Source organism: Hymenobacter sp. YIM 151500-1, from assembly GCF_025979885.1.
Lineage (GTDB): Bacteria > Bacteroidota > Bacteroidia > Cytophagales > Hymenobacteraceae > Hymenobacter.
In genome coordinates, this window is the sequence record NZ_CP110139.1 from 4,488,871 (window position 1) to 4,500,816 (window position 11,946).

12 protein-coding genes and 1 riboswitch are annotated in these 11,946 nt (G+C 61.8%); of the genes, 7 read left to right on the top strand and 5 right to left on the bottom strand.

Annotated elements, in window-relative coordinates:
* Nucleotides 1–99: 99 nt before the first annotated feature.
* The gene (locus OIS53_RS18675; protein WP_264680088.1) at nucleotides 100–423 is read right to left on the bottom strand and encodes a rhodanese-like domain-containing protein; all 324 of its coding nucleotides are present in this window, start codon (nucleotides 421–423) and stop codon (nucleotides 100–102) included.
* 88 nt (nucleotides 424–511) lie between these two features.
* On the opposite strand from OIS53_RS18675, the gene pnuC reads away from it, so the two are divergent.
* From pnuC to OIS53_RS18695, 4 genes are all read left to right on the top strand, one after another.
* The gene (pnuC, locus tag OIS53_RS18680; protein WP_264680089.1) at nucleotides 512–1,141 is read left to right on the top strand and encodes a nicotinamide riboside transporter PnuC; all 630 of its coding nucleotides are present in this window, start codon (nucleotides 512–514) and stop codon (nucleotides 1,139–1,141) included.
* Nucleotides 1,141–1,668 carry an ATP-binding protein gene (locus OIS53_RS18685; RefSeq protein WP_264680091.1) on the top strand — a complete coding sequence of 176 codons (528 nt, stop codon included), beginning with the start codon at nucleotides 1,141–1,143 and terminating at the stop codon, nucleotides 1,666–1,668. The genes pnuC and OIS53_RS18685 overlap by 1 nt, the downstream gene beginning before the upstream one ends.
* A 203-nt stretch (nucleotides 1,669–1,871) precedes the next feature.
* Nucleotides 1,872–2,750: an aldose 1-epimerase family protein gene (locus tag OIS53_RS18690; protein ID WP_264680092.1), complete on the top strand. Its 879-nt coding sequence runs from the start codon at nucleotides 1,872–1,874 to the stop codon at nucleotides 2,748–2,750.
* A gap of 12 nt (nucleotides 2,751–2,762) precedes the next feature.
* On the top strand, nucleotides 2,763–3,194 hold the full coding sequence (locus OIS53_RS18695) for a GNAT family N-acetyltransferase (RefSeq protein WP_264680093.1): 432 nt from the start codon (nucleotides 2,763–2,765) through the stop codon (nucleotides 3,192–3,194).
* Nucleotides 3,195–3,507: 313 nt separating this feature from the next.
* Here the strand turns inward: OIS53_RS18695 and OIS53_RS18700 are convergent, their stop codons facing one another.
* Entirely contained in the window at nucleotides 3,508–3,726 is a 219-nt protein-coding gene (locus OIS53_RS18700) for a hypothetical protein (protein WP_264680094.1), read from the bottom strand.
* Between the two features lie 377 nt (nucleotides 3,727–4,103).
* Nucleotides 4,104–4,213, top strand: a riboswitch (TPP riboswitch).
* Between the two features lie 58 nt (nucleotides 4,214–4,271).
* Between OIS53_RS18700 and OIS53_RS18705 the strand changes: the two genes are divergently transcribed.
* Entirely contained in the window at nucleotides 4,272–6,692 is a 2,421-nt protein-coding gene (locus tag OIS53_RS18705) for a TonB-dependent receptor (protein WP_264680095.1), read from the top strand.
* 457 nt (nucleotides 6,693–7,149) lie between these two features.
* Nucleotides 7,150–8,382 carry an acyl-CoA dehydrogenase family protein gene (locus tag OIS53_RS18710; protein ID WP_264680096.1) on the top strand — a complete coding sequence of 411 codons (1,233 nt, stop codon included), beginning with the start codon at nucleotides 7,150–7,152 and terminating at the stop codon, nucleotides 8,380–8,382.
* 643 nt (nucleotides 8,383–9,025) lie between these two features.
* Here the strand turns inward: OIS53_RS18710 and OIS53_RS18715 are convergent.
* Nucleotides 9,026–9,400 carry a DUF4177 domain-containing protein gene (locus tag OIS53_RS18715; RefSeq protein WP_264680097.1) on the bottom strand — a complete coding sequence of 125 codons (375 nt, stop codon included), beginning with the start codon at nucleotides 9,398–9,400 and terminating at the stop codon, nucleotides 9,026–9,028.
* Between the two features lie 144 nt (nucleotides 9,401–9,544).
* Nucleotides 9,545–10,006 carry a DUF4268 domain-containing protein gene (locus OIS53_RS18720; protein WP_264680098.1) on the bottom strand — a complete coding sequence of 154 codons (462 nt, stop codon included), beginning with the start codon at nucleotides 10,004–10,006 and terminating at the stop codon, nucleotides 9,545–9,547.
* Between the two features lie 559 nt (nucleotides 10,007–10,565).
* Between OIS53_RS18720 and OIS53_RS18725 the strand changes: the two genes are divergently transcribed.
* Nucleotides 10,566–10,904, top strand: a complete 339-nt coding sequence (locus OIS53_RS18725; RefSeq protein ID WP_264680099.1) for an HIRAN domain-containing protein — start codon at nucleotides 10,566–10,568, stop codon at nucleotides 10,902–10,904.
* Nucleotides 10,905–10,938: 34 nt separating this feature from the next.
* On the opposite strand, the gene OIS53_RS18730 is transcribed toward OIS53_RS18725, so the two are convergent.
* Nucleotides 10,939–11,904, bottom strand: coding sequence for a hypothetical protein (locus tag OIS53_RS18730; RefSeq protein WP_264680100.1), 966 nt, complete (start codon nucleotides 11,902–11,904; stop codon nucleotides 10,939–10,941).
* Nucleotides 11,905–11,946: the final 42 nt, after the last annotated feature.

An 11,946-nucleotide genomic window follows, 5' to 3' on the forward strand; every position in this document is an offset into this window, starting at 1 on the left:
TTCTCGCAGAGGTGCGCCGAGGGATGCGCAGAGGTAAAAGGAGGTCGTTTCTCTGCTACCCTCTGCGCATCCCTCGGCGCACCTCTGCGAGAAAAAAATCTAATACACCGCCACCGACGGATCCACGCGCAGGCTCCAGGCGTGGATGCCGCCGCGAAGGTTCAGCAGGTTCTCCAGCCCTAGCCGGTGCTGCAAATACCCTAGGGCCTGCATGGAGCGCACCCCGTGGTGGCAGATGAGCACCGCGGGCCGGTCGGGGTCGATTTCCTCGGCGCGGCCGGGCAAATCGCCCAACGGAATCAGCTGGCTACCCTCGATGCGGCAGTAGTCAAACTCCTCGGGCTGGCGCACGTCAATGAGCTGAAGGTCGTCGCCGCGCTGCAAGCGGGCGTGCAGTTCTTCGGGGGTGAGTTCGGGGAGCATGGGCTGAGGCGGATGAAGCTAGAAGAAGCCGCAAAAATAACCGGGGCTTGCTACCTTCGGCGCGGCTTCAACGGCCTGTGTTTACTTCATGACGTTTCCTGACCTCTGGACGGCCATCCGGGCCACTGACCCCGTAGAAGCCGCCGGCGTGCTGACGGGCATAGCCTGCGTGTGGCTGGCGGCCCGCAACTCCGTCTGGAACTTCCCGGTGGCTTTGGTCAGCTGCGGGCTTTACGTATTCATCTTCGGGCGGGCCCGCCTGTATTCCGACGTGGGCTTGCAGTTCGTTTTCATCGGCCTGAGCCTGTACGGCTGGTACCAGTGGCTGCACGGCGGCGCTCAGCGGCCGGAGCTGCCCGTGTCGCGCACCGGGCGGCGGGAGTGGTTGGGGCTGGGAGTCTTGGGCGCGGTGTACGCCCTGGGAGCCGGTTTCCTGTTTCAAACTTACACCGATGCCGCCCTGCCGTACTGGGACACCACCACTACGGCCGTCAGCATCGTGGCGCAGGTGCTGCTGGCCCGCAAGAAGCTGGAAAACTGGCTGCTGTGGCTGGCCGTGGATGTGGCCTACGTGGGCATGTACTGGCACCGGGAGCTGTACCTGACCAGTGGCCTGTACGCCGTGTACCTGGGGCTGGCGGCCTACGGCTACTACGAGTGGCGCCAGCTGCTGCGCCGGCAGCAGGAGCAGACCATCAATCATCCGCAGGCTGCCTGATGCTGCGCGTAGCCCTCACCGGCCCCGAATCCACGGGCAAGTCCACGCTGAGCCGCCGGCTGGCCGCGCACTACCGCACCGCCTGGGCCCCGGAGTATGCCCGCCAGTACCTGGAGGAGCGCGGCCCCCGCTACACCCTGCCCGACCTGGAGGAAATTGCCCGCGGCCAGCTCCGCCACGAAGCCGCCGCCGAGCAGGAAGCCCGCCACCGGGGCCGGCCGGTCGTCTTTTTCGATACCGATTTGCTGGTGATACAAATCTGGGCCGAGCACGCTTTCGGAGAGTGTCCCGCCTGGATTGCCCGGCACGTGCAGGAGCACCGCTACGACCTGACCCTGCTGCTGCACGTAGATGTGCCCTGGGAGCCCGACCCTCTGCGCGAACATCCCCACCAGCGCGACTACTTCTTCCGCCTCTACCAGCAGCGCCTGCACGAGTTGGGCGGCCCCGTGGCCGAAATCAGCGGCCCACCCGCCCAGCGCCTGGCCCAGGCCGTGGCAGCGGTGGAAGGGGTGATGGGATGGTGAGGTGACAGGTGACAAGTGACACGTAACAGGTAGCACGTTGGTCATGCTGAGCTTGTCGAAGCATCTCTACCGAGGGTAACTCTCATCATGTGCAGACGAAGCAGGAGAGATGCTTCGACAAGCTCAGCATGACGGGCTACTTGTCCTCTGTCACTTGTTACCTGTCACCTGTTACCTCATCACTTTCTCTCCTAAATCCACCCATGACCTACACCTTAGAAAACGAAGAATGCCGCGTGGCGGTGAATTCTCATGGCGCCGAGCTGAGCAGCTTCATTCGCAAAGACCTGGATGGCGGCCTGGAGTACATCTGGTCGGCCGACCCGGCCGTGTGGGCCCGCCACGCCCCGGTGCTGTTCCCCATCGTGGGGCGCCTGCCCCAGGACCAGTACACGCATCAGGGCCAGACGTACAGCCTCGGTCAGCACGGCTTTGCCCGCGACCGGGAGTTTCAGTTGGTGCGCCAAACGGCTGCCGAGCTGGTGCTGGAGCTGCGCGACGACGAGCTGACGCGGGCCGTATTTCCGTTCGGGTTTCGGCTGCTGATCAGCTACCGCCTAGCCGGCCATCAGCTCACCATCGGCTGGGAAGTGCAAAACACTGGCGCCGAGGAGCTACTGTTCAGCATCGGCGCCCACCCGGCTTTCCGCTGCCCCCTGCTGCCGGGCGAAACGTTCGAGGACTACCTGTTCGAGTTCGACCACCCTGTATCCCTAGAGCGCCACCTGCTGGAAGGCGGACTGCTAACGGGCCGCACCGAGCCGGTGCTGCGTGAGCAAACCGCGCTGCCGCTCACGTATGAGCTGTTTGCGCAGGATGCGCTGGTATTTAAGCACTTCGACTTCACGCACATTACCCTGCGCAGCCGCCGCTCGGGCCGGTCGGTGCGGGTGCGCTTCGATGGGTTTCCCTACCTGGGCCTCTGGACCAAGGGTTCTGGGGCGCCGTTTGTGTGCATCGAGCCCTGGCACGGCATTGCCAGCGCCGTGAGCGGCTCCGGCGAGCTGGCCGACAAAGAAGGTATTCTCACGCTAAGGCCATCTGGCCAGTTTATTTCTTCGTATAGCGTCACCGTTGCTTAATTTTGCGGTCCGATGACCTCCTCTACTACCTCGCCCATCCTGATCCGCCCCATCAGCGCCGCCGACACCTACCCGCTCCGCCACCAAGTGCTGTGGCCGCAGGAGTCGATTGAGTACGTCCGGCTGAATTCCGACGAGCAAGGCTACCACTTCGGGGCCTTCCGCAACGCCAAGCTGGTGTCGGTAATTTCCCTGTTTATTGACGGCAACGTGGCCCGCTTCCGCAAGTTTGCCACCCGCCCCGACTGCCAGGGCCAGGGCATCGGCTCCCAACTGTTCCGGCACGTGCTGGCCTTTGCCCGCGAAAAAGGCGTCCGGCGCATCTGGTGCGACGCCCGCGCCGTGAATGAAGCCTTCTACCGCGCCTTCGGCCTGGAGCCCGAAGGCAACCGCTTCTACCGCGGCACCATCCCCTACATCCGCATGGCGCGGGAGTTGGTGTAGCGGTTAGAGGCGAGATATGAGAAGTGAGAAGTGAGAGGTGAGACAATAGAACGGCAGCCCCAGCGGGGCGACATGTCGGTAGAAATCAGCGGGTGAAGATGATGCAAAGCCCCAGCGGGGCGGCACCTATCGTTTGCAGATGATGGTGTCGCCCCACTGGGGCTCTGTTGTTCTCACGACTTCGACGGGCTACCGACATGTCGCCCCGCTGGGGCTGCCGGTCTATTGTCTCACTTCTCACCTCTCACTTCTCACCTCTCACCTCTCACTTCTCACCTCTCACTTCTCACCTCTCATATCTCGCCTCTAACCGCTACACTTCCACTCGTGGGCGGTTGTAGTCGGGCTCCCAATCGTTGATGGGGCGGGAGATGCCGGGAGGGAGGTCCAAGTCGGGAAGGCCGTCGTCGAGCGGTTCGCCACCGTCGTCGTCGTTGTCGGGGGCGGGGGGATGCCGAAACCGCCGGCGCGGCAGCACTAGCAGCAGCGTGACCAAGGCAAGCACCACAAGTAAGTATACAAGGCTGGTCATGGCAGCAGAATGAGCTTGGATACAATGGAAAAACAAGCCAGCAGGCGGTAAAAGCAAAACGAGCCGGTGACTGGAGTTGTTTGCTCGACCAGGGTTTCGGGCGTCAGCTGGCTGTTGCCTAAGGTACATGATTGTCAGCCGAAAGTAAAGCTGCTCCGGCAGGAGGGTTTGGCCGAACTGGTAGCTCCCGTTGTGTTCCGGCTTCCGTAAACGGCTGCGTACTTCTGTCACTCCGGCCGCAGGGAGGAGGCTGAGTTCATCATCAAGAACTACCTTGAATCCTTCCTGCGGCCGGAATGACATCGGTCTGGTGGGCCACAGCACAGCTTCGGAGGCCTCATGCTGGAAAATCTGGACCGGGCCGCGTACCTTCGCGCCCAGAAGTTTAGGGGTGCCCTGGGCCGGGAGTGGCTGCCGGGGCTGAGATCATACCCATTGAACCTGATCCGGGTAATGCCGGCGAAGGGAACAAACGATCCGCGAACGAAACACCCGTGGCGCCGACCCCTGGCGCCGGGTCCGTTCCACCTTTTCCATTTTTCTGCTTGAAACAGGTATTGTTTACCGGCGCGGCGCTCTTGGTGCTGCCGCTGGCGGCGTGGGCGCAAGGGCCCGTGTCCGGCACCCTGCGCGACGCCCGTAGCGGCGCGCCCCTGCCCGGCGCCACCGTGCTGCTCGACGGCAGCACGGCCACCGCTACTGCTCCCGACGGCTCGTTTGCCCTGCCCGCCGTGCCGGCCGGCTCCCACGTGTTGCGCGTCACGTTTGTGGGCTACGAGCCTTTGGTGCGACTGGTGCAAGGCCAGCCCACGGCTCAGGAGCTGGCCCTGACCTTACAGGAAGCCAGCGTGCTGACCGGCGAAGCTCTCGTTACGGCCTCGCGGGCCAACGAGCGGACGGCCACGGCCTACGCCAACCTGAGCAAGGAGGACCTGGCCAAGCGCAACTTCGGCCAGGACATTCCCTACCTGCTCGACCAGACGCCCTCCGTGGTGACCAGCTCCGACGCCGGGGCGGGCATCGGCTACACCGGCCTGCGCATCCGCGGCACCGACATTGCCGGCATCAACGTCACCATCAATGGCGTGCCCCTAAACGATGCCGAAAGCCACGGAGCTTTCTTCGTGAACCTGCCCGATTTGGCCTCCAGCACCACCAGCCTGCAAGTGCAGCGCGGCGTAGGCACCAGCCAAAATGGCGGAGCGGCTTTTGGGGCTTCGCTCAACCTGAGCACCCTGGAAACCCGCCGCGAAGCCTACGCCGAGACGCAGAACACCTACGGCTCCTTCAACACCTGGCGCAACAACGTGCAGTTCGGGACCGGGCTGCTGGGCGGCCGGTTTTCGGTGGATGGGCGGTTGTCGCGGATTGCGTCCGATGGGTACATCGACCGGGCTTCGTCGGATTTGAAGTCGTATTATCTGGCGGCGGGATATCAGCAGAAGAACACCTTGCTCAAGTTCATCACCTTCTCGGGCCGCGAGAAAACCTACCAGGCCTGGAACGGCGTGCCCCAGGATTCGCTTCAAACCAACCGCCGCTACAACGAATTCACCTACGACAACCAGACCGACAACTACCAGCAGAACCACTACCAGCTCCACCTCACCCAGGGCCTGGGCCCCGACTGGAACCTGGCCTCGGCCCTGCACCTGACCCGCGGGTTTGGCTACTACGAGGAGTTTCGGGCCGCTGACAAGCTGGCCGATTACGGCCTTCAAAACGTGGCGCTCGGCGATACTACCATCCGGCGTACCGACCTGGTGCGGCGCAAGTGGCTGGACAACTACTTCTTCGGCGGCACCTTTGCCCTGAACTACCAGCCCCGCCAGCACGAGCGGCTGCAAGCCACCCTGGGCGGGGCCTGGAACCGCTACCTCGGCGACCATTTCGGCGAAGTCATCTGGGCCCGCTATGCTTCCAACGGCTTCATTCGCCACCGCTACTACTTTAACGACGCCGAGAAAACCGACTTCAACGCCTACGCCCGCGCCACCTGGCAGGCCACCGGGCGCCTGGGCCTGTTCGGCGACGCGCAGGTGCGCACCATTCGCTACACCATTAACGGCCTCGACGACGACCAGCGCGACGTAACCACGCGGGCCCGCTACACCTTCTTCAACCCCAAAGCCGGTGCCACCTTCGCCCTGGCCGAGGGCCAGCAGCTTTACGCCAGCTTTGCCGTGGGCCAGCGGGAGCCCGTGCGCGCCGACTTCACCGACCGCCCCGCCACCGACCGGCCCCGCGCCGAGCGCCTCCACGACCTGGAAGCTGGCTACCGCCTCCAGCAAACCGGCACCACGCTGCTGGGCCAGAACACGAGCCTGCGCCTGGAGGCCAACTACTTCTACATGAACTACCGCAACCAGCTCGTGGCCACCGGCCAGCTCAACGACGTGGGCACCCCGCTGCGCACCAACATCCCGAGCAGCTACCGCACCGGCCTGGAGCTAACCGCCGCGGCCGGCTGGGCCGACTGGCTGAGCGTGAGCAGCACCCTGACCCTGAGCCGCAACCAGCTGCGAAACTTCCGCGAGGTAGTCTACATCTACAACGACGACTACGACCTGGTAGGCCAGCGGGAGCTGGAATACCGCAACGCCACCATTTCCTTCTCGCCGTCCGTGGTGTCGGCCAGCACCGTGGAGGCCCAGCCGCTGAAGGGCCTGCGCACGGCCCTGCTGCTGAAAACCGTCAGCCGCCAGTTTCTCGACAACTCCGCCAGCGCCGAGCGGAGCCTGCCCGCCTACCAGGTCCTGGACCTGCGCTTGCGCTACACCCTGCGCCCCAGCTGGCTCCAGGAAATCGAGCTGGGTTTGCTGATGAACAACCTGCTGAACCAGGAATACGAGTCGAATGGCTACACCTTCGGCAATTTTGACACCGCCGGCCGGCGCCTGAGCTACAACTACTACTACCCGCAGGCCACCCGTAACTTCCTGGTGTCGGTCGGGTTGAAGCTCTAATGCTACTGCTAGCGTTGTCTGGCGCGAGGTTAGCGCAGCGTACCTCGTGCCTGAGCATGAAGTGGAGGCTGCGCCTCCACTGCCGCGCCAGCGGCAAGCCGGGACCGGGCCACCAGGAGCATGCGTAGGTCGTTCTAGCGGGGGAGGCGTAGCCTCCCGGCATACTGGGCACGAGGTACGCTGCGCTAACCTCGCGCCAGACAACGCCCTCTTTCCGGCACGTGCTTTGCCAAGCCTACTGCGCGACTCTCCCCGACCAAAAATCTGCCTTTTGGTCGTTACTGAGGACGAGGCTTGGGGTGGTTTAGTGGCATTCTCCGCCCCGTCGTCCTTTCCGAAAACCCTGACTGGCTCTCTAACTGGTCAGGGTTTTTTGCGTCTGGAACCCGCCGGGGGAGCGGCCGGTTGTCCGTAGCGAAACCTCTATCTTTGACCGGTCAACCCCACCCAACTTCCCATGTCTTCCCAAGCTGACGTTCTTTCCACCAAGGCCCAGGTGCAGCGCAACAAAGGCTCCCTGAATGCCGCCGGCTTCACCGATTACTACGACCTCGACGGGCTGCTCACCGAGGAGCACAAGCTCATCCGCCAGAGCATCCGCGACTTTGTGAAGCGCGAAATCTCGCCTAGCATTGAGAAGTGGGCTCAGGATGCCTATTTCCCTTCGGACATCGTGCGCAAGTTTGGCGAAGTCGGCGCGTTTGGCCCCACCATCCCCACCGAATACGGCGGCGGCGGGCTCGACTACATCAGTTACGGCCTCATCATGCAGGAAATTGAGCGCGGCGACTCCGGTATGCGCTCCACGGCCTCGGTGCAGGGCTCCCTGGTGATGTTCCCGATTTACCAGTACGGCTCCAAAGAGCAGCGCCGCAAATTCCTGCCCAAGCTGGCCTCCGGCGAGTGGCTGGGCTGCTTCGGCCTCACCGAGCCCGACCACGGCTCCAATCCTGGCGGCATGGTGACCCGCATCGAGGACAAAGGCGACTATTACCTGCTGAACGGCGCCAAGCTCTGGATTTCTAACTCGCCCGAGTGCCAGGTGGCCGTGGTGTGGGCCAAGGACGACAATGGCCGTATCCGGGGCGTCATCGTGGAGCGCGGCATGGAAGGCTTCACCACCCCCGAAATTCACAACAAGTGGAGCCTGCGCGCCTCCACCACCGGCGAGCTGGTGTTCGACAACGTGCGCGTGCCCAAGGAGAACATTCTGCCCAATGTGGAAGGCCTCAAAGGCCCCCTAAGCTGCCTCGACTCGGCCCGCTACGGCATTGCCTGGGGTGCCCTGGGCGCCGCCATCGACTGCTACGAGTCGGCCCTGAAGTACTCGTTGCAGCGGGAGCAGTTTGGCAAGCCCATTGCCTCCTTCCAACTTCAGCAGCGCAAGCTGGCCGAAATGATTACCGAAATCACCAAAGCCCAGCTGTTGGTGTGGCGCCTGGGCACGCTCAAAAACGAAGGCAAGGCCACCAGTGCCCAAATCTCGATGGCCAAGCGCAACTCCGTAGAAATTGCCCTCGACATAGCCCGCGAAGCCCGCCAGATCCACGGCGGCATGGGCATCACCGGCGAGTACCCCATCATGCGCCACATGATGAACCTAGAGTCCGTCGTCACCTACGAAGGCACCCACGACATCCACCTGCTCATCACCGGCGCCGATATCACCGGCATCCAGGCGTTTAAATAATGTAGCACACGCTTTAGCGTGTGCTTTGTCTACAAAAACAGCTCCTTCTATTCAGAAGGGGCTGTTTTTTTAAATTATCGGTTAAAGTCTTCAGCTATCATATAAATTGCGAGTATGGAATATGTGTCTTTGTTTATATTACTTGTGGGCTTCCTGCTATATAAACTTGGTTTCCGACTCAGTTTACTATGGTTGCTGCTTTGTGTCATCAGTGGATACCTGGTCATTCCTGATTTTTACAGAACCAGTTGTGACGGCGGCCTATGCACCTTGTGGATATTATTCCTGCCACCAATGTGGCTGGTGGCAGGTTTACTGCTACTGGGAGTTAAAGCAATGTTAAAGGTGAATAACCCTGACGCAGGTGCGCAGGGGGAGGCAACCAGGCGAGATATTAAAGTTACAGAACTTGATTAACTGGCTGAATGATGTGCACGCCGCCGGCTAACTCTGTAAGCGGTGCTGCAGCGGCTGCGGCGGCTTCTCAGCTAGGTTGTCAAAGTCGATTTGCGCTGGTACTACTTGCAGAGCTGCCGGTACTAATGCTTCCAGCGCAGCCGCAAAAACGCCCCGTCGCCTCTCTGGTAAAAGGCAGCGGGGCGTTTCTATTGAGGCTGCTTTTCAGCTGCCAGCAACTAGCGGCCTACTTCTTCTCCAGGTAGTAAATCGTCTGGCTGAAAACAGTATTGCCGCCGCTGATTACGTCGCTTGGCGCAACGCTGACCAGGCGCCAGCCATCGGCAGTGAGCTGGTTAACGGCCGCCATAGCGGCTTTGTGCACTTCGGTCATGTTTGCGGCCATTTGCTTGGCGCTGAAACGGCTAAAGTCAATTTCTCTAACCTGCTCCTTACCATCCGGCGACACAATAACGATGCTGGCTTGCGCATTAAAACCCAGCGACACGCGGGAAATAATCATCATGTAACCGTTAGGAGCCACGGCAACAGCAGGCGCAACAGGCTGGGCTGCGGCAGTAGCGGAAGTAATAACACCAGGGCTCAGCAGCAATGCCAGCAAAAACGTCCGAATTTTCATTAGTGGAAGTAGATAAAGGAGGAAAAAAGAAAATAGAGCCCTTGAAACAAATGTACAGCCGTTGTCCGGCCGCTTCTAAATGTATTCAAATAGGATGATAAAAGTAGTACCAGCTACAGAGCTGGTTTACCGCAGCTCATCAAACGCATACTGGGCGCTGCTCCAGAACTTGTCCAGGGCCATGATGCGGGGCTTGAAGAAGGAAATCAGCCGGGGCCAGTCGTCGCGGCTGAACAGGTTGACGGGGCGCAGCTCCTGGTAGATGCGGCTGAGCGGCTGGCTGTTGGCGTCGAGGGCATCAGGCTTCCAGGTCCAGGCCTCGCCGGTGGCTTCTTCCAGCATGGGCTTTAGCTCCCGAAACTGCTCAAAGAACAGTTCCCGCAGGCCCGCATCCGGATGAGTCAGCTCGATACCGATGGTGGCGTGGCGGCCGTCGGCCTGCATCCGGAAGTACACGTGCTTGAGGCCGGTTTTGTAGTTGATCCAGTTAGCGGGTCCACCTTCGGCAGAGGGCACCGGCTGCATATACTGGCCAAACGTGGTCCAGAACGCCTGGCGGAGCTGGGAGGCTTCGGTTTTGCTGTACATTGTGGGGCAAAGGTACGGCTGCCGACAGGGGAGGTTGGGTGGCGCAGGTAGCTGGCTGGGTGGCAAAGCCGTTCAGAAATTACCCACGGCACCTTTTACCTGTTATGGTGAGCTGAGCCGAAGCAATTCTGCTGCTTCGTTAGGCAAGCATCAGTAGTTAGCCCGCGGTAGAGATGCTTCGACAGGCTCAGCAGGACGTTCAGGCGACTTCCTGAACGACTTCGGTTTCATTTTCAGTAATAAGCCCAAACCTGGCAAACCGCAGGTGCTGAGTAGTCCACCGCCGCTTAGCGGGACCAAACTGCAAATCGTCTGGGTGGCCTGAAACTATAGTGGCGCGCTGCCCCGGCGGTAGAAGGGCAGCGCGCCACACACATAGCATCACGTAGAAATAAACAGCAGTTATACCGATAACCTCACGTACAGGTACCCACGGCCATCAACTACAAGAGCCACACCGCTGCCGAGAGGTTGCAAGGCGCCTAAACTTTCTGGTCTGATGCGGCAGGCTGGCTCCAGGGCCGTTATTTTGCAGCCTCACCCATACCCATCCTGTCGTATGCCCGGCACCGCTCCCGCATCTTCTCCACTCGTTCTGCTCGAATGCCTTGTGGCCGGCACGTCTCACCGGGAGGGGCTGCGGGCCTACGAGCCCCGCCTGGCCGTGGGCCAACCCCTGGCCTTGCAGCGCGAAGCCGACAGCGCCTACGACGACTGGGCCGTGCGCGTGCTGACCACCGGCACCGATTCTTTCTGGCTGGGCTACCTGCCCGAGGGCCGCAACGAAACCATTGCCCGCCTGCTGGACGCTGGCTACCCGCTCACGGCCCGCCTCACTCACAAAGCCTGGGAAGACGAGTGGCTGCACCTGGAAATCGAAGTGCTGCTAGAGAAGTAGCCGTCATGCCGAGCACAGCGAGGAATAACAGCCGCTACAACGCATCGGCCAGGCGCAATACCTCGGCGCGGGCCTGCTGAATTTCGGGAGCGTCGGGGAAGGTGTGCTGCACCCAGCGGGTAAAGCCACTGACCATTTCGCCCACGGCTTGGCGCTGGCTGCCGGAAGCAGCTTCCGTAGCTGCCGCTTCAGCGGCCGGCAAAGTCGGAAAGGCCTCTTCCAGCCCCAGGCGGCCCATCACATCCGACACGAACACCATGCCGCATACCTGCATGGCCTGGTAAAGCTGCACCAGCTGCGGCATGGTGAGCGGCAAAGGCTCCTGCGCCTGGGCGTGGCCGAACCGCTCAATTAGGAGTTCCAGGGCGGCGGGTCGGAGCTGGGGTAGTTGGGCTACGGCTTGCAGAAACGGATGGCTCGCAACTGGGGGCAGGCTGTGCACCAGCAGCAGTGCCAGACGCAGCATGTGCAGCTGGGGTTCGGTGAGGCGCACTGTAGCGGCCGGCGCCGCCGGGAGTTGTCCCGGCAAGAACCGGGCAAATGCCTCTTCTACCCGCAGGCGGTGCAGACCCAGGGAAACGCTGCCGGCCGGTGGAGGCACGTAGTCTTCCAGCGTAGTCAGGAAGGCGCCGCTCAGCTCAGTACAATACGCTGTCAGGCTGGCTACTTGCTCGGCGCTGATGTGCATCTGCTGCTGCACGTAGGCCAGCACGGGCTTGGCCAGCGTGGTGCCTAGTGTCAGGCGGCCCAACAGCAGCACATGATAGAGGGCCAGCGGCTCGGTGCCCAGCACGGCCAGTAGCTCCTCGTGGCTGCTGATGCTGTTGAGGCGCTGCACACTGCTCAGGGTAAGGCCCGTGAGGTGAGTAAGTTGCTGCAGTAGTTCGTCGGGCGGACGGCTCAGCAGCTCGGCCACGGCCATGCCGTGCAGGCTCAAGCTGTGAGCCAGCTGGTCGTAGAAATCGGCGGGAAGAGAGGTAAGCCAGGAGTCAGCAGCCATGCAAGCGTATAGTAAACGGCCCGTAAGGTACAACGGCAGCAG

Bases quoted from the DNA above. Each gene is read 5' to 3' on its own strand.
- OIS53_RS18675 (WP_264680088.1), bottom strand. From the start codon at position 423: ATGCTCCCCGAACTCACCCCCGAAGAACTGCACGCCCGCTTGCAGCGC.
- pnuC (WP_264680089.1), top strand. From the start codon at position 512: ATGACGTTTCCTGACCTCTGGACGGCCATCCGGGCCACTGACCCCGTA.
- OIS53_RS18685 (WP_264680091.1), top strand. From the start codon at position 1,141: ATGCTGCGCGTAGCCCTCACCGGCCCCGAATCCACGGGCAAGTCCACG.
- OIS53_RS18690 (WP_264680092.1), top strand. From the start codon at position 1,872: ATGACCTACACCTTAGAAAACGAAGAATGCCGCGTGGCGGTGAATTCT.
- OIS53_RS18695 (WP_264680093.1), top strand. From the start codon at position 2,763: ATGACCTCCTCTACTACCTCGCCCATCCTGATCCGCCCCATCAGCGCC.
- OIS53_RS18700 (WP_264680094.1), bottom strand. From the start codon at position 3,726: ATGACCAGCCTTGTATACTTACTTGTGGTGCTTGCCTTGGTCACGCTG.
- OIS53_RS18710 (WP_264680096.1), top strand. From the start codon at position 7,150: ATGTCTTCCCAAGCTGACGTTCTTTCCACCAAGGCCCAGGTGCAGCGC.
- OIS53_RS18720 (WP_264680098.1), bottom strand. From the start codon at position 10,006: ATGTACAGCAAAACCGAAGCCTCCCAGCTCCGCCAGGCGTTCTGGACC.
- OIS53_RS18725 (WP_264680099.1), top strand. From the start codon at position 10,566: ATGCCCGGCACCGCTCCCGCATCTTCTCCACTCGTTCTGCTCGAATGC.
- OIS53_RS18730 (WP_264680100.1), bottom strand. From the start codon at position 11,904: ATGGCTGCTGACTCCTGGCTTACCTCTCTTCCCGCCGATTTCTACGAC.